Origin of the sequence: Stenotrophomonas sp. GD03819 (assembly GCF_029841665.1) — a bacterium.
Classification (GTDB): Bacteria; Pseudomonadota; Gammaproteobacteria; order Xanthomonadales; family Xanthomonadaceae; genus Stenotrophomonas; species Stenotrophomonas geniculata.
In genome coordinates this window covers 27,345-43,056 of record NZ_JAOCEW010000014.1, presented here as the reverse complement: position 1 = coordinate 43,056, position 15,712 = coordinate 27,345, and the positions used below count along the sequence as shown (strand labels likewise).

The following is a 15,712-nucleotide window of genomic DNA, read 5'->3' as shown; positions in this document are numbered from 1 at the left end:
CGGAAACGCATTGGGGGGCGCCCAGTATCGCATGGGGGCGCCAGGTGCCCTGTAGAGCCGAGCCTGCGCTCGGCTGCACCATGTCTGCACGGAATGCAGCCGAGCATAGGCTCGGCTCTACAACCGCCCAGGTCAGCGCATCAGCACCACTTCCTCGGCCGAGGTCGGGTGGATCGCCACGGTGTCGTCGAACTGGGCCTTGGTCGCCCCCATCTTCACCGCCACCGCGAAGCCCTGCAGGATCTCGTCGGCCGCTTCGCCCAGAAGGTGGATGCCCACCACCCGCTCTTCCGGACCAGCACAGACCATCTTGAACAGGCTGCGCTGGGTGCCGTTGGCCAGCGCCTGCAGCATCGGGCGGAAACGGCTGTGATACACGCTCACCTGATCGAAACGGGCGCGCGCCTCTTCTTCGCTCATGCCCACCGCGCCGAGCGGTGGATGCGAGAACACCACGCTGGCGACGTTCTCATAGTCCATCTTCGACTGCGGGCGGCCGCCGAACAGCCGATCCATCAGGCGCCGCGATGCAGCCACCGCCACCGGGGTCAGGCCAACCTTGCCTGCGATGTCACCCACCGCATGCACGTTCGGCACGCTGGTGGTCTGCCATTCGTCCACCTCCACCTGCTGGTGCTCACCGATGCCGATGCCCAGCGCTTCCAGGCCCAGGTCGCGACTGTTGCCGCGACGGCCGGTGGCGAAGAACACCGCATCGAATACGCTGTCGAGCGGACCATCATGGCCGAATGCACGCACACGCTCGCCATCGCGCTGCAGTTCGCGCAGGCGATAGCCGAAATGGATGCGCACGCCCTGCTGCTTCAGGTTCTCGGCCAGCTGATCGGTCAGCTCGTAGTCGAAGCGATCCAGCAGCCGCTGGCCGCGCACCAGCAGGCTGACCTTGCTGCCCAGTGCCTGCAGCAGGCCGGCCAGCTCCACCGCAATGTAACCGCCACCGATGATCGCCACCTCGGCCGGTGCCGCGCGCAGATCGAAGAAATCATCGGAGACCAGGCCCAGTTCGGCGCCGGGAATGTCGGGCCGCAGCGGGTGCGCGCCGGTGGCGATCAGGATGTGCTCGGCGCTGTAGCGCACGCCATCGCTGCAGGCCACGGTGTGGGCATCGAGCAGATGACCACGCGCCGGAATGCGCACCACGCCGGTTTCGTCCAGGCGCTTGTGGTAGCTGGTGTGGATGTTGCTGATATAGGCCTGGCGATGGATCACCAGTTCCTTCCACGACAGCGCCGGGCGCGCTTCGACATCGAAGCCCATCGCACTGGCCAGGCCGATGCGCTCGTGCAGGTCGGCCGCCAGCCACATGGCTTTCTTCGGCACGCAGCCGACATTGACGCAGGTTCCGCCCAGTTCGCCAGGCTCCAGCATCGCCACGCGCTTGCCGTGCTGCGCGGCGCGGATCGCGCCAGCCAGGCCGGCGGAACCGCCGCCAAGGACGATCAGGTCGTAATCATAGGGTGCAGTGCTCATCGGAATCGCTCGGGTCGGTAAGGGGCAGGATCGATCGCCGGCGTGCGGCCGCAGACGAGATCGGCGATCAGCTGGCCGGTGCCGGCGCTCATGCTGATGCCGAGCATGCCATGCCCCGCTGCAAGCCAGACGTGAGGATGTGCGGGCGCGCGGCCGATCAACGGCACATCGTCCACGCTCATGGGACGCCAACCGCACCACTGCTCCTGCAGCTGCGCACCACGCGGCGCGCGCAGGTAGTGGTCGGCAGCGTGCTGCAGGGCCTGCAGGCGGGTCGTGCGCAGCTGCGGGTCGGCACCGGCGAATTCCATGGTGCCGCCCAGTCGCAGTGCTTCACGCCAGGCAATCACGAACACGGAATGGTCCTTCAGCACGACTGGGCGCTGCGGCACCTGCGACGGTCGCGACCAGGTCAGCGAATAGCCCTTGCCGGGCTGGATCGGCACGCGCAGATCCAGTTGCCGTGCCCAGCGCGGTGACCACGGCCCGGTCGCCAGCACCAGCTCGCGTGCGTGCAGCGTGCGTTCGCCGACGTGCACGCGCACACCCTGCGCGTCGGCGCTGAAATCCCGCATGCCCGAGTGCTCTTCGATCACCACGCCCTGTGCGCGCAGCACGCGCGCCAGTTCGGCGGTGTAGCGGTCCGGACGCAGATGCGCATCGCCGGGGAAGTGGATCGCACCGGCAAGGCGATCATGGAACGCTGGATTGTCGCGCGCGTAGTCGGCCCCATCGATGCGCACCGTGGCGATGCCCTGCGCGTTCAGCGCCTCACACTCGGCTGCATGGTGATCGAAATTGCGGGCGTCACCGAACACATAGTCCAGACCGCGCGCCTCGAACTCGCAGTCCAGCGCATGCGTCCGCACCCACTGCGCCAGGCGCAGCCGTGAATCATTCAACAGTGCGCCGCGCGCCCGCGTGGAGTGCAGCCAGTCACGCGCGTTGCAGCGCGCCCCGAACTGCAGCAGCCAGCGCCACAATGCAGGGTCCAGGCGTGTACGGACGTACAGCGGCGCACGCGGATCGAGCATCCAGCGCAGCGCCCGTAACGGCACACCAGGCGCTGCCAGCGGTGGCGCGTGGCTGGGGGTGATGGTGCCGCAGTTGCCATGCGAAGTCGCCGCACCCACGCGTCCCCGCTCGATCATACGGACCTGCCGGCCGTTCGCGCACAGCGCAAGCGCGGTGGCCAGGCCGATGGCACCGGCGCCCACCACGATCACATCCTCGCGCGCGCCCTGCATCGATCAGCCCTGCCCGGCCTCGCGCCGCATCGGCGGCCACTGCCGGTAGGTCATCGCGCGCCACAACCATTCCATCGGGCCAAAGCGGAAGCGGCGCAACCAGACGTGTGAAAGGGCCACCTGCACGGCAAACAACAGCAGTGCGAACAGCAGCTGCACGCTGCGTGGCATCATTTCGAACGCGCCCAGGCCGTAGTGGTAGAACAACCAGGTGCACAGCAGCGACTGGCCCAGGTAGTGGGTCAACGCCATGCGCCCGACCGGTGCCAGCCAGGCCAACCGCGCACGCCAATGCACGATCCACGCCAGGTAGCCCAGGCACATCGGCAGGCCACCGATCGTCACCAGTGCCATTGCGGTTGTCACCGGCAGATTGTAGGCACCCGGTGCCAGGTAGGGTTTCCAGGCAACACCGATCAACGTGACCAGCAGGCCCAACGGCAACGCAATCCAGCGCAGCGTCGCGTACAGGCGCGGGAAGCGCTCCGGTGCCGCCAGCGCGCCACTGCCGGCAAACCAGCTGCCGATCAGGAACATGCCCAGCACCTCCGGGCCGGTGATCAGCAGCGCGCCCATCGACGTGCCGAACTCGCTCAGCCGCTGCGCATTGGCCTGCATCCAGCTGCCGTGCCCGTACACCAGGCGCTGCAGCTCGATGCTCTGCTGCGCGTCGGCGAGCATCTTCTGTACGTCTTCCGTCGAAGCCATCGACACCATCGCGCCCACCAGCAGCATCATCGCTATACCGCCGAGGTAGACCGTCACGCCCATCCACGGCAGCCAGCTGCGCGGCGCCTCGCGGCAGGCCAGCAGCGGCAACGAGACCAGCGCGTACATCACCAGGATGTCGCCGGACCAGACCAGCAGTGCGTGGCACAGGCCGATCAGCAACAGGCCAGCGCTGCGGCGCAGGTAGAACGGGGTGAAGTCGCGCCCGGCGGCCTCGGCGCGCTGCGCCATCACCGCGAAGCCGGCGCCGAACAGCAGCGAGAACAGGGTGAAGAACTTGCCCTGCACGAACACGTACACAAAGGCATCGGCCCAGTAGTCGATGCCCTGCCAGTGCACGTCGATGCCAGTGAAAGCCAGGTCCAGCGGTCCGCTGAAGGCCTCGATGTTCATCAGCAGGATGCCCAGCAACGCCGCACCGCGCAGCACGTCCAGTATGGCGATGCGTTCGCCGGAAGCCACCGGCTGCAGGGAAGGAGAAGCGGCGTTCACGGGGCATCCGTCAGGCAGGTCCGCCATTATGCCGCCGGCCCACACGCCATGTATGGCCGCGTCGTGTTCCAGAAACGCAACGACCCGCCGAAGCGGGCCGTTGCTGCCATCACGATCGCGCTGCGATCAGTGGTGGTGGCCGCCGTCGCCGTGGACGTGGCCGTGGTCGATCTCTTCCTTGCCGGCTTCGCGCACGTCAACGATTTCGACGTCGAAATGCAGGTCCTTGCCAGCCATCGGGTGGTTCAGGTCGACGTCGACGACGCTCATGCCGACCTTCTGCACGGTCACCGCACGCGGGCCGAAGTTGGTCTGCAGCACGACCTGCTGGCCCGGGGCCAGCTTGGTGTTGCCGAAGTGCTTCTTCGGCACGCGCTGGGACAGGCCCTCGCGGCGCTCGCCGTAGGCATCAGCGGCAGTGACGTCGACGCTGAAGGTCGCGCCGGCTTCCTTGTCCATCATGGCGTTTTCCAGGCCCGGGATGATGTTGCCGTGGCCGATCAGGATCGCCAGCGGCTCGCCGCGGTCCTTGGACGATTCGATCGGCTCCTGGCCGACTTCGGAAACGGTGTAGTGGAAGCGGACAACGCGGTCTTTTTCGATCTTCATGCGCAACTCTGTCTGGATCTGCCGAAGGCAGGCGGGTTGGGGCGGGTTGTCGCCCGGCGGGGACGCCGCCATCATGACGGCCAATCCTAAGGTGGCGCATTATCCGGAGATCATGCACATCACGCCAGTTTCGTCCGGCCTGCGCCGGCTCCTCGCCCCGGCCCTGCTGCTGGCCCTGCCCGTGCTGATGACCGCCTGCGGCGGCGGCAAGGCCCCCCGCCCCGCGCCCCCCCCGCCGACGGCGAACTGGCCCAAGACCGTGCCGGACAACCCCGAGGCGGCCAACTCGGTACTGATGCGTGCCATCAGCCTGGTCGGCACGCCCTACCGCTACGGCGGCAACACCCCGGATTCCGGCTTCGACTGCAGCGGCCTGGTCGCCTATGTCTATCGCGAGATGCTGGACCTGAAACTGCCGCGCACCTCGCGCGACCTGGCGGCGGTACAGGGCCCGAAGATCGATCCGCAGCGCCTGGCCACCGGAGACCTGGTGTTCTTCGGCAGCCGCGGCAGCGTCACCCATGTCGGTATTTATGTGGGTGAAGGGCGCTTCGTGCACGCGCCGAGCACCGGCGGCACGGTACGCCTCGACTCGCTCAGCGGTCCCTACTGGAAGGACCACTACACAGGGGCGAAACGCGTCCTTCGCTAAAATGAACAGGCGATATGTTCAAAACTGTGACGCCCATCACCAAGAAACTAACGATTTACTAACGGAATTTTTAACTTATTGCCGCTTTTACAGGGCATGATGCCCCATCGTTTTTTTCCTGTGACCGACGCGTGACGACTGACGACCTGAAAAGCGAAGGCCAGACTTCCGTATCTTCACGTAGTGCCCGCCCGCTGTTGCTTGGCCTGGCACTGTGTCTGACCAGCCTTCCGGCCTGGTCGCAGACTGCTCCGAATCGTTCCGATGTGACCCCGGCCCCGGTGGCTGAGAGCACCGCCCGACCGGCCACCAAGGCCGAGGCCGCTGCTCCGCAGCGCAGCCGCGTCGATGCCGCCGCCAGTGCCACGCTGGCCGCGCTGCTGCCGCACCTGGCCGCCAATGACACCATTCCGCTGATGGACCGCTCGGCCGTGGTGGCCGGCGATCTCAGCCGCCTGCTCGCCAACTACGACACCAGCAGCGCCGCCAATGGCAGCGTTGTCGGCACCGCCGCCGATAACGGCAAGGTGCAGTCGCTGCTGCGCCGAGCAATGACCCTGCTGGGCACCCCGTACCGTTGGGGTGGCAGCAACCCGGACAGCGGCTTCGACTGCAGCGGCCTGGTCGGCTACGTGTTCCGCTCGGCGCTGGGTATCGAGCTGCCGCGCGTCTCGCGCGAGATGGCCCACGATGACAACGCCGAGCTGATCAACGATCGCACTGCGCTCGCCGCCGGTGACCTGGTGTTCTTCGGCCGCAAGGGCCGCGTCGACCACGTCGGCATCTATGTCGGTGATGGCCGCTTCCTGCACGCCCCGAGCTCGGGCAAGGACGTCCGCGTGGACACCCTGCTCAGTGGTTACTGGGGCAACAAGTTCATGCAGGCCCGCCGGGTCGACCTCTGACCCGCTGGCGCTACGGCGCCGCCTGAAAGACAAAAAGCCGCTGCCCCGCAGCGGCTTTTTTGTTTGCGCCCCCGGTAGGTGCCGACCTTGGTCGGCATCGCGCCGCCTGCCCTGGTGGGTGCCGACCGTTGGTCGGCACTGCCTCCATCCACGCATGGCGTGGATCTACCAGGACCCACCTTGGCCGCCACCGCGCCAACCAGCTCCCAAACAAAAGGCCCGCCGGGTCAGGGCGGGCCTTTTACATCTCCACGCAACCTCAGGCGCGTGGCGGTGTCGGGTCCGGATCGTCCACCCCGACATTGCTGGACGGATTGTCATACACCGCCTGATCGAGCAGCCCGGTCTCCTTGGCCACGATCACCGGCACCAGCATCTGGCCCGTCACGTTCGTCATCGTGCGCATCATGTCCAGGATGCGGTCGATGGCATACAGGTAGCCGATGGTCTCCAGCGGCAGGTTGGCCGCGCTCAGCACCACCGTGGCCATGATCACCGCAGTACCCGGCACGCCGGCGGTACCGAAGCTGCCCAGCACCGAGGCGATCAGCACCACCACATACTGTTCCGGGGTCAGCGGCACACCGCTGTACTGCGAGATGAACACCGCGCACAGCGCCGGGTAGATCGCGCCGCAGCCATCCATCTTGATGCTGGCGCCCAGCGGCACCGCGAACGAACCGTAGTCCTTGTTCACACCCAGGTTGTGGGTGATCGAACGCAGCGCCACCGGCATCGCGGCGAAGCTGGACGAGCTGACAAACGCCACCTGCATGCCCGGCGCGGCGCCACGGAAGAACTTCAGTGGGTTCAGGCCGTGCGCCAGCAGCAGCGCGCTGTAGACCACCACGATGTGCAGGGCGCAGGCCACGTACAGGGCCAGCACGAAATGCCCCAGCGGCAGCAGCTTCTCGAAGCCGTAGCTGCCGACCAGGCCAGCGATCAGACCGAAGGTGCCGATCGGGGTGACTTCCAGCACGAAGCGGGTCACCTGGATCATGATGTCGCTCATCTGGCCGACCAGCTTGCGCGCCTCGGTCACCTTCTCGCCCAGCTTGACGATGGCGAAACCGACCAGACCAGCAAAGAAGATCACCGGCAGGATCGAGCCACGGCCCGCGGCCAGCACGGTTTCACCGGCGGCATTGACCTTGGTGCCGATGCCGGACAGCGCGTAGAAGACATTGGCCGGCACCACATCCAGCAGCACCTGCACCACGCTGGGCACTTCACGCGGCACGTAGTTGCTGGCCATCGTCAGCTGCAGGCCACCGGCGCCGGGCTGCAGCACGGTGCCCACGCCCAGGCCGACGCACACCGCCAGCGCAGCGGTGATCACGAACCACAGGAAGGTGCGGCCACTGAGCGCGGCGACCGATTTCTGGCCGTGCAGCGACGAGATCGCGTTGATGACCGCGAAGAACACCAGCGGCACCGCGATCATCTTGATCAGGGTGACGTACAGCTCGCCGAGCGGGCCGAACCACGTTTCCGCGGCCGGGCCGAGCGCCCAGCCGGCCAGCGCGCCGAGCACGAAGCCACCGACCACGCGCTGCCAGAATGGAATCCGCAGCCAGGCAGAGACCAGCTTCATAGGCAATCCAGAGGGGAAGGAAGGGATGTTGGCACGATAGCCCAAGGCGGCCCGCAGAACGACCGCCCGGCCGGCAAATCAGTGTGTCATCGGCGTGCCTTGCGAGGGCGGGCATAATGAACGTCCCGTTACAGTTTGTGAGATCCCAGCGTCCATGCGCCGTTCCGTCTCCCTGTTGGCCGCCTGCGCCACCACCCTGCTGCTGGGCGCCTGCGCCAGCACCGCCCCCGCGTCCGCTCCGGCCGGCCTGAAGGTCGCCGTCGATCCCGTTACCCACCCGGCCGGCGAGACGCCGCAGTGGTGGTACCGCAGCGGCGCGGCCCAGGCCGCAGCGAACGGTGCGATGTCCGGCAAGGCCAGGAACGTCATCCTGTTCCTCGGTGACGGCATGAGCCTGACCACGGTGGCCGCCTCGCGCATCTACGAAGGCCAGCAGAAGGGTGGCTCGGGCGAAGAGAACCTGCTGTCCTGGGAACGCTTCCCGGCCACGGCGTTCAGCAAGACCTACAACACCGATTCGCAGACCCCTGATTCGGCCGGCACCATGACCGCCATCACCACCGGCGTGAAGACCCACATGGGCGCGATCGGCGTCAGCGCCGGCAGCCGCACCGACTGCGCCGACAGCCTGTCCAAGGGCCTGCTGACCTGGCTGCAGCTGGCCGACAGCGCCGGCCTGGCCACGGGCGTGGTGTCCACCGCACGCCTGACCCATGCCACCCCGGCCGCCACCTATGCACATTCACCCGAGCGCAACTGGGAAAACGACACCGACCTGACTGAAGCGGCCAAGGCGGCAGGCTGCAAGGACATCGCCCAGCAGCTGCTGTCGACCTCGCGCTATGGCCGCGGCCCGCTGGTCGCCCTCGGCGGTGGCCGCGGAGAATTCACCACCGTGGAAGAGCGCGATCCGGAGTACGACGACAAGGTCGGCCAGCGCCTGGACGGCCGCAGCCTGGTGCAGGAATGGCAGCAGGCCCATCCGCAGGGCGCCTACGTCTGGAACAGCAAGCAGCTGGCCGCCACCGCCAATGCGCCGGCCATCCTTGGCCTGTTCGAGCCGGACCACATGCGCTACGAGTACGAGCGCCCGCAGGATCCGGGCGGTGAGCCGAGCCTGGCCGAACTGACGGCTGCGGCGATCAGGAATCTGTCGAAGCACCAGGAAGGCTACGTACTGATGATCGAAGGCGCGCGCATCGACCACGCCAACCACAGCGGCAACGCCTACCGTGCACTGACCGAGACCGTGGCCCTGTCCGATGCAGTGCGCGTGGCCAACGAACTGACCTCGGCCGACGACACCCTGATCATCGTCACCGCCGACCACTCGCACACGCTGAACTTCGTCGGCTACCCGGCACGCGGCAACCCGATCCTGGGCAAGGTGAAGGACAAGGGTGGCGAAGATGGCGCCGGCAAGCTGGATTACGCGCTGGACGGCACCGGCCAGCCGTACACCACGTTGAGCTACGCCAATGGCCCGGGCCATACCGGCAGCAGCAACCAGCAGCCGGCCGGCCCGAAGCGCTACCCGCACAACCCGAGCAGCTTCGAACCGGCCAACGGCCGCCCGAACCTGCGCGAGGTCGACACCGAGCATCCGGACTACATGCAGGAAGCACTGGTGCCGATGAAGTCCGAGTCGCACGGCGGCGAAGACGTCGGCATCTGGGCACGCGGCCCGGGCAGCAAGGCGATCCGCGGCACGCTGGAACAGAACGCGATCTACCACATGATCGTGCAGGCCACCCCGGCCCTGCGCGAGCGCCTGTGCCAGGCCGGCACCTGCGATGACAAGGGCGTGCCGGTGCAGCTGCCGGCGCCGACGGCCTTCGAACGCAAGGCCGAGGCCAAGTGATCGCCCTGCAGGCCCGCCCTGCGCCTGCCAGCGGCCGCTTCGCGCGGTCGCTGGCCCTGCTCGGCGTGCTGGCCAGTGCCAACGCGCTGGCGCAGGCACCGGCGTGCAAGCTGCTGACCGACGAACACGGGTTGTGGCCGCTGCCCAACTGCGAAGTGGTCGACCACCGGCCGAAGATCCAGCCGGACACCCTGAAAGACCTGAACTTTGATGACCACGGCCTGGCCGTGGTGTATGCCGACCAGGGTTTCCACTACGTCGACCGCAAGGGCCGCAGCCTGCCGGTGCTGACCTGGGACAACGGCCCGGAGATGCCGGAAGAAGGCCTGCTGCGCGGCCGCGTCGGTAATCGCGTGGGCTACTTCGATCTGACATTCCGCCAGGTGGTGCCCGGCACCTTCGATTTCGCCTGGCCGTTCCGCGACGGCGTGGCCGAGGTCTGCAACGGCTGCCGTCGCGGCACGCCGGATGCCGATGGCCACACGCCGATGGAAGGCGGAGAGTGGTTCCGGATCGACCGCTCGGGTCGTCGGGTGAACTAGGGGTTTTCGGCAGGGCTGCGCCCTGCACCTGCAGACGCAACGGCAACGGCAACGGCCGACGCAACAGCAACAGCGTGCATTTCGTGGGATGGCGGGGCACTGTGGGTTTGCGGGGACGGCGCAAGTACGTCTATGTAGCCTTGGTCGCCGCATCCATGCGGCTCACACCCCGCAAACCCACAGTGCCCCGCCTTCGACAGTTTTCCGGTGGCCAGTAGATCCACGCCATGCGTGGATCAGATCTGTCAGATATCGAATTGAATCCGGGGTCAGATCCGTTTTCCGCAGGAAAACGGATCTGACTCAAGAGCAATTCCGACAGTTCGCAGGAAACTGTCGAAGGCGGGGTGGGTCCGGTTGCGGGAGTGTCCGCGGCATGGATGCCGCGGCCAAGCCCCCATGGATGGGTTTACGGCGTCTCCCGCAACCGGGCCCACCCCGCCATCCTTCAGGAACCCAGCTTCTGCTGTTGCTGTTGCTGTTGCTCTGGATCGTAGCGGGTGCAGGGCGCAGCCCTGCCGGGCAACCCTATACTTGCCGCCGTGACTGCCTTCCCTGCCCTTGTTCCGCTGGATGCGCCGCTGCTGGTGGGCTACAGCGGTGGTGTCGACTCCACCGTGCTGCTGCACTGGCTGTGGCGCTGCGCCCAGGCTTCCGGCACGGCGCTGCGTGCGGTGCACGTACACCACGGCCTGCAACCAGCAGCTGACGACTGGGTACGGCATTGCCAGCAGCAGTGCGCGGCACTGGGCGTCGAGCTGGCCGTGCGCCACGTACAGATCGACAGAACCACAGGCCTGGGCCTCGAAGGCGCAGCGCGCGAAGCACGACGTGCAGCGTTCACTGCTGAACTGCGCGAAGGCGAAACTCTGGCGCTGGCACAGCACCAGGACGATCAGGCCGAGACCTTCCTGCTCCGCGCGCTGCGCGGCTCCGGTGTCGATGGCCTTGCCGCGATGGCCGATGACAGTCAGCTCGGTACGCACCGCCTGTGGCGTCCCTTGCTGCACGCATCGCGCACCGCACTGCTCGACTATGCCCGGCAACACGCGCTGCGTTGGATCGAGGATCCCAGCAACGCCGAAGACCACGCCGATCGCAACTTCCTGCGCCTGCAGGTACTGCCACTGTTGCGCCAGCGCTGGCCGCACGCCGCCGCCGCGTTGGCCGGCAGCGTCCTGCATTGCCGGCAGACCCGCGAACTGCTGGATGAAGAAGACGCCGAGCTGATCACACACCTGGAAGTCGCTCCACGCGTGCTGTCGCTGCAGTTGCTGCGTCAGGTGTCATCGGGACGCGCCGCGCGCGTGCTGCGCGCCTGGGTGATCGGCCATGGTGCCGCCCCACTGCCGGCCACGGTGCTGCAGCAAGGCCTGGACGAACTGCTGCCGGCCGGCAATGATCGCCAGGCGCGGGTGCGCTGGCACGATCATGCCATCCAGCAATGGCGCGAGCATGCCTATCTGCTACCCGCGCAGCTGCCATCGCTGCCCCGCGCGTGGCAGGCCGAATGGGATGGGCATGCCCCCCTGCCGCTGCCCGATGGCGGCCAGCTGCGGCTGCAGGGCGGCGCCGCCTTCGAGCGCCCGCTGCAGGTCCGTGCACGCTTGGGCGGAGAGCGCATCCTGCTGCCAGGTCGCCAGCATTCGCACGCATTGAAGGACTGCCTGCAACGCGAACATCTCGCCCCCTGGCGACGCGCGCAGCTGCCGCTGATCTTTGATGGCCCGCAGTTGCTGGCCGCCGCCGACGTGGTCATCTCCGCGCCACTGCAGGCCTGGTTGCAGGCCCACCAGGCACAGCTGCAGTGGCGTCCCGGCGGCTGGTGAATTGACCCCCGCGCGCGGCCCGTCCACACTTGCCACATGGTCAAGAAGTCCCCCGAAAACGCCTCCCCGGTCGCCCAGTTCGAGCAGTCGCTCGAATCGCTGGAACAGCTGGTGGAGCAGATGGAAACCGGCGAGCTGAGCCTGGAAGCCTCGCTCAGTGCTTACGAACGTGGCGTCGGTCTGTATCGCCAGTGCCAGCAGGCGCTGGAGCAGGCCGAACTGCGCGTGCGCCTGCTCAGCGATCCGGCGCAGCCGGAAGCATCCGAGCCCTTCGATCCGCCCAACCATGACGGCTGAGGTTCTGTTCGCGCGCTGGCGCGACCGTATCGAAAGCCAGCTCGACGCTGCCCTGCCCTCGCCCGCCGAAGCACCGCAGCGCCTGCACCAGGCCATGCGCTATTCGGTGCTGGGCGGTGGCAAGCGCATGCGCCCGCTGCTGGTCTACGCCAGTGGCCACCTGTTCGGTGCACAGCTGGAAAGCCTGGATGCGGCGGCCATGTCCGTCGAACTCATCCACGCCTACTCGCTGGTGCATGACGACCTGCCGGCGATGGATGACGACGCGCTGCGCCGTGGCAAGCCGACCACCCACATCGCCTTCGACGAAGCTACCGCGATCCTCGCCGGCGACGCGCTGCAGACCCGTGCCTTCGGCCTGCTGGCCGATGCACCGCTGCCGGCCACGCTGCGCGTGGCCTGCCTGCAGACCCTGGCCCACGCCTCCGGCGCGTCCGGCATGTGCGGCGGCCAGGCCCTGGATATCGATGCCACCGGCCAGCAGCAGACGCTGGCGGCATTGACCCGCATGCATGCGCTGAAGACCGGCGCCCTGATCCGCGCGGCAGTGCGCATGGGCGCGCTGTGCGGCCAAGCCCACGAACCGCAGCTGGCCCAGCTGGACAGCTTCGCCGATGCACTCGGCCTGGCCTTCCAGGTACGCGACGACATCCTCGATGTCGAGGCCAGTTCCGAGCAGCTGGGCAAGACCGCCGGCAAGGACCAGGCGCAGGACAAGAGCACCTTCCCCGCCCTGCTTGGCATGGACGGCGCAAAGGCCCAGCTGCACGAACTCGCTGCACGCATGCAGTCGATCCTGGCCGGGTATGGCGAGGAAGCCGATGCGCTGCGTGCGCTGGCGACGCTGGCGGTCGAACGCGATCATTGATCGCTCGCCGGGCACCGCCCGTCGCTCCCCGCACATGAAAACGCCCGGCAATGCCGGGCGTTTTCAGTTCCGCATGCAGCCGGTATTACTTGATCAGGCGCAGCGCGAACGGGTAGCGATAGGCTTCGCCGTTGTTGGCCTTGACCGCTGCGATGATGCTGAACACCAGGCTGATGATGCCGACGATCGGGGCCAGGAAGACGCCGATGATCACGATGGTCAGGATCATGCTGATGACCATGGCGATGGTCACGGTGATCTGGAAGTTCAGGGCTTCCTTGGCCTGGTCGGTCACGAAAGCCTTGCCAGCATCGTCCTTGTTGATCAGCCAGATGATCAGTGCGCCGATGAAGCCGGTGAAGATGCCCAGCAGGTGGGCAGCCAGGGCCATGGTGCGCTGGTCGGCCGGCACGTCGGTGGTGGCCGGCGGCGGCGGGACGTTATCGAATTCGCTCACGACAAAACTCCTTTTCATTGGGTGGTCTTGACCCACCAGCACCAAGCTGGTTGCGTCAGGCGGGCATAGCTTACGCCATCGACGCCATCAATCATTACCGGCAATGGTCATCCGCCCCAGCAGGATCGAACCGGTCCGGATGTGCGAGCGCGGGTCGACGTCGCTGCCGACCGCTTCGATGCTGCTGAACATCTCGCGCAGGTTGCCGGCGATGGTGATGCCATCCACCGGGTACTGGATCTCGCCATTCTCGACGCGGAAGCCGCCGGCACCGCGCGAGTAGTCGCCGGTCACCCCGTTCACGCCTTGCCCCATCAGCTCGGTCACCAGCAGGCCATCGCCCATCTGGCGGGCGATCTCATGCAGGGAGCCCGCGTTGGCGGCCAGTTGCAGGTTGTGCACGCCACCGGCATTGGCGGTGGTCTGCAGGCCCAGCTTGCGCGCCGAGTAGCTGCCCAGCACATAGCGCTGCAGCACGCCGTCACGGACCAGGGCCGAAGCACGGGTGGCCACGCCGTCACCGTCGAAGGCGGCCGAGCGCAGGCCACGGCGCAGGTGGGGCAGTTCCTCGATCTGCATCCAGTCCGGGAACAGCTGCTGGCCAACACTGTCCAGCAGGAAGCTGGCCTGGCGGTACAGGGCACCGCCGGACACCGCCGACAGCAGGTGACCGACCAGGCTGCGCGCGACTTCCGGGGCGAACAGCACCGGCATGCTGCCGGTGGCCATCGAGCGAGGCTGCAGGCGGGCGACGGTACGCTCGGCGGCACGACGACCGACCAGGCCCACCTCCTCCAGGTCCTCGCGGGCCAGCGCGCTGGTGTACCAGCCATCGCGCTGCATGCCATCGCCCTGGCCGGCGATCAGCGCACAGCCCACCGAATGATGGGTGCCACGCTCACGGCCGAAAAAGCCATGCGAATTGGCGTACACCGACAGGCTCTGCATGCTCGACACCGAGGCGCCGTCGGAGTTACGGATCTGCGCATCGGCCTCACGACCTGCGTTCTCGCAGGCCAGGGCCAGGTCCACCGCCTCGTCGGCCTGCAGTGCCCACGGGTGCCAGGCATCCAGATCCGGGAAATCGGTAGCCATCAGCGCGGCATCGGCCAGGCCTGCAGCCGGGTCATCTTCGGTATGCCGGGCGATCGCACAGGCCTGCTCGACCGTGGCGGTGAGGCTGGCCTCGTTCAGGTCGCCGGTGCTGGCGCTGCCCTTGCGTTGGCCGAAATAGACGGTGACGGCGATACCGCGGTCGCGGGTGGACTGCACGGTCTCAACCTCGCCAAGGCGGACATTGACCTCCAGGCCACGGTCCTCGCTGCAGCTGACCTCGGCCTGGCTGGCGCCCAGCGCCCGGGCACGGTCGAGCAGCTGCTGGGAAAGGTCGGCCAGCCGTTCCAGCCGGGCCGGGCTGTCGTCGCCGACAGCGACTTCAGGGGCGATCACGTTCAATGCTTTATCCTGTACGGGTTGGGCCCGGCATCACGCCGGGCGACTTTTTTTGAGATCAGGTAGGAACGATGCGCGGACGCGACGAAGAAACCGGTGAATTCCACGACAAGAGCCGCAGCCAGAACCGGCGCGATGCGCTCGACGTCCTGGCCCTGGGCGAGAAGCTGGTGTCGTTGACCCCGGCCCAGCTGGCGCGCCTGCCGATTCCGGAAGACCTGCTGCCGCATATCGCCGAGTGCAAGCGCATCACCGCCCACATCGCCCACAAGCGCCAGCTGGCGTTCCTGGCCAAGCACATGCGCCGCGAAGAAGACGCCACGCTGGATGCGATCCGCGATGCGCTGGACGCCAACAGCGAAACCGGCCGCCGCGAAGTGGCGATGATGCACCGCGCGGAAGACTGGCGCGAGCGCCTGCTGGCCGAGGGTGACAAGGCACTGGCGGCACTGCTGGACGACTACCCGCAGGCCGACCGCCAGCAGCTGCGCACGCTGGTGCGCAATGCCCAGGCCGAGAAGGCGAAGAACAAGCCGCCGCGCGCCTACCGCGAAATTTTCCAGGTGCTGCGCGCCCTGATGCTGCCGGCCGCGTTGGGCCTGAAGGCCAGCGCCGAAGACGCCGACCCCATTGAAACCGACGAAGCCGACGAGGACTGAGTCCTCGCCGGCAGGGGCGGTGGCACTG

Annotated in this window: 15 protein-coding genes; 8 read left to right on the top strand and 7 right to left on the bottom strand. The window is 67.3% G+C overall.

All coding sequences use genetic code 11. The annotated features are described in order from the left end of the window. Positions 1–132: 132 nt before the first annotated feature. The 4 genes from gorA to N5D45_RS10150 all read right to left on the bottom strand — a co-directional run bounded on the left by gorA (position 133) and on the right by N5D45_RS10150 (position 4,568). Positions 133–1,491: a glutathione-disulfide reductase gene (gorA, locus tag N5D45_RS10165; protein ID WP_049454972.1), complete on the bottom strand. Its 1,359-nt coding sequence runs from the start codon at positions 1,489–1,491 to the stop codon at positions 133–135. Continuing rightward, a complete protein-coding gene (locus tag N5D45_RS10160) occupies positions 1,488–2,738 on the bottom strand; it encodes an FAD-dependent oxidoreductase (protein ID WP_197657282.1) in 1,251 nt (416 codons plus the stop codon). The genes gorA and N5D45_RS10160 overlap by 4 nt, the downstream gene beginning before the upstream one ends. Before the next feature lie 3 nt (positions 2,739–2,741). Next, complete coding sequence (locus N5D45_RS10155) at positions 2,742–3,986, bottom strand: DUF418 domain-containing protein (RefSeq protein ID WP_197657281.1); 1,245 nt, start codon at positions 3,984–3,986, stop codon at positions 2,742–2,744. A gap of 99 nt (positions 3,987–4,085) precedes the next feature. Then, on the bottom strand, positions 4,086–4,568 hold the full coding sequence (locus N5D45_RS10150; protein ID WP_010482989.1) for a peptidylprolyl isomerase: 483 nt from the start codon (positions 4,566–4,568) through the stop codon (positions 4,086–4,088). Between the two features lie 73 nt (positions 4,569–4,641). On the opposite strand from N5D45_RS10150, the gene N5D45_RS10145 reads away from it, so the two are divergent. Both N5D45_RS10145 and N5D45_RS10140 read left to right on the top strand, forming a co-directional pair. Continuing rightward, a complete protein-coding gene (locus tag N5D45_RS10145; RefSeq protein WP_049454984.1) occupies positions 4,642–5,220 on the top strand; it encodes a C40 family peptidase in 579 nt (192 codons plus the stop codon). Between the two features lie 197 nt (positions 5,221–5,417). Next, complete coding sequence (locus tag N5D45_RS10140; RefSeq protein WP_134958098.1) at positions 5,418–6,125, top strand: C40 family peptidase; 708 nt, start codon at positions 5,418–5,420, stop codon at positions 6,123–6,125. 259 nt (positions 6,126–6,384) lie between these two features. Here N5D45_RS10140 and N5D45_RS10135 read toward each other — a convergent pair whose 3' ends face one another. Continuing rightward, positions 6,385–7,719 (bottom strand): dicarboxylate/amino acid:cation symporter, encoded by a 1,335-nt coding sequence (locus tag N5D45_RS10135; protein WP_019338617.1) that lies wholly within the window; start codon positions 7,717–7,719, stop codon positions 6,385–6,387. A 154-nt stretch (positions 7,720–7,873) separates the two neighbouring features. On the opposite strand from N5D45_RS10135, the gene N5D45_RS10130 reads away from it, so the two are divergent. The 5 genes from N5D45_RS10130 to N5D45_RS10110 all read left to right on the top strand — a co-directional run bounded on the left by N5D45_RS10130 (position 7,874) and on the right by N5D45_RS10110 (position 13,116). Next, positions 7,874–9,580 (top strand): alkaline phosphatase, encoded by a 1,707-nt coding sequence (locus tag N5D45_RS10130; protein WP_279938842.1) that lies wholly within the window; start codon positions 7,874–7,876, stop codon positions 9,578–9,580. Then, on the top strand, positions 9,577–10,122 hold the full coding sequence (locus N5D45_RS10125; RefSeq protein WP_049454980.1) for a WG repeat-containing protein: 546 nt from the start codon (positions 9,577–9,579) through the stop codon (positions 10,120–10,122). The genes N5D45_RS10130 and N5D45_RS10125 overlap by 4 nt, the downstream gene beginning before the upstream one ends. A 542-nt stretch (positions 10,123–10,664) precedes the next feature. Continuing rightward, positions 10,665–11,951: a tRNA lysidine(34) synthetase TilS gene (tilS, locus tag N5D45_RS10120; protein WP_279938841.1), complete on the top strand. Its 1,287-nt coding sequence runs from the start codon at positions 10,665–10,667 to the stop codon at positions 11,949–11,951. Between the two features lie 36 nt (positions 11,952–11,987). Next, complete coding sequence (locus N5D45_RS10115; RefSeq protein ID WP_279938840.1) at positions 11,988–12,248, top strand: exodeoxyribonuclease VII small subunit; 261 nt, start codon at positions 11,988–11,990, stop codon at positions 12,246–12,248. Continuing rightward, the gene (locus N5D45_RS10110) at positions 12,238–13,116 is read left to right on the top strand and encodes a farnesyl diphosphate synthase (RefSeq protein ID WP_019338621.1); all 879 of its coding nucleotides are present in this window, start codon (positions 12,238–12,240) and stop codon (positions 13,114–13,116) included. Before N5D45_RS10115 ends, N5D45_RS10110 begins: the two co-directional genes overlap by 11 nt. Positions 13,117–13,201: 85 nt before the next feature. Here the strand turns inward: N5D45_RS10110 and N5D45_RS10105 are convergent, their stop codons facing one another. Beyond that, positions 13,202–13,573 (bottom strand): DUF4870 domain-containing protein, encoded by a 372-nt coding sequence (locus tag N5D45_RS10105; protein WP_010482972.1) that lies wholly within the window; start codon positions 13,571–13,573, stop codon positions 13,202–13,204. Positions 13,574–13,660: 87 nt separating this feature from the next. After that, complete coding sequence (gene pmbA / locus N5D45_RS10100) at positions 13,661–15,028, bottom strand: metalloprotease PmbA (protein WP_049482167.1); 1,368 nt, start codon at positions 15,026–15,028, stop codon at positions 13,661–13,663. 68 nt (positions 15,029–15,096) lie between these two features. Here pmbA and yjgA point away from each other — a divergent pair, with 68 nt between their 5' ends. Beyond that, the gene (gene yjgA / locus N5D45_RS10095; RefSeq protein ID WP_010482967.1) at positions 15,097–15,684 is read left to right on the top strand and encodes a ribosome biogenesis factor YjgA; all 588 of its coding nucleotides are present in this window, start codon (positions 15,097–15,099) and stop codon (positions 15,682–15,684) included. Positions 15,685–15,712: the final 28 nt, after the last annotated feature.

Excerpts from the sequence above, each read along its gene's own strand:
- N5D45_RS10115 (WP_279938840.1), top strand. The coding sequence starts at position 11,988 with ATGGTCAAGAAGTCCCCCGAAAACGCCTCCCCGGTCGCCCAGTTCGAG.
- N5D45_RS10160 (WP_197657282.1), bottom strand. The coding sequence starts at position 2,738 with ATGCAGGGCGCGCGCGAGGATGTGATCGTGGTGGGCGCCGGTGCCATC.
- N5D45_RS10155 (WP_197657281.1), bottom strand. The coding sequence starts at position 3,986 with ATGGCGGACCTGCCTGACGGATGCCCCGTGAACGCCGCTTCTCCTTCC.
- N5D45_RS10145 (WP_049454984.1), top strand. The coding sequence starts at position 4,642 with ATGACGGCCAATCCTAAGGTGGCGCATTATCCGGAGATCATGCACATC.
- yjgA (WP_010482967.1), top strand. The coding sequence starts at position 15,097 with ATGCGCGGACGCGACGAAGAAACCGGTGAATTCCACGACAAGAGCCGC.
- N5D45_RS10130 (WP_279938842.1), top strand. The coding sequence starts at position 7,874 with ATGCGCCGTTCCGTCTCCCTGTTGGCCGCCTGCGCCACCACCCTGCTG.
- N5D45_RS10150 (WP_010482989.1), bottom strand. The coding sequence starts at position 4,568 with ATGAAGATCGAAAAAGACCGCGTTGTCCGCTTCCACTACACCGTTTCC.
- N5D45_RS10135 (WP_019338617.1), bottom strand. The coding sequence starts at position 7,719 with ATGAAGCTGGTCTCTGCCTGGCTGCGGATTCCATTCTGGCAGCGCGTG.
- N5D45_RS10110 (WP_019338621.1), top strand. The coding sequence starts at position 12,238 with ATGACGGCTGAGGTTCTGTTCGCGCGCTGGCGCGACCGTATCGAAAGC.
- gorA (WP_049454972.1), bottom strand. The coding sequence starts at position 1,491 with ATGAGCACTGCACCCTATGATTACGACCTGATCGTCCTTGGCGGCGGT.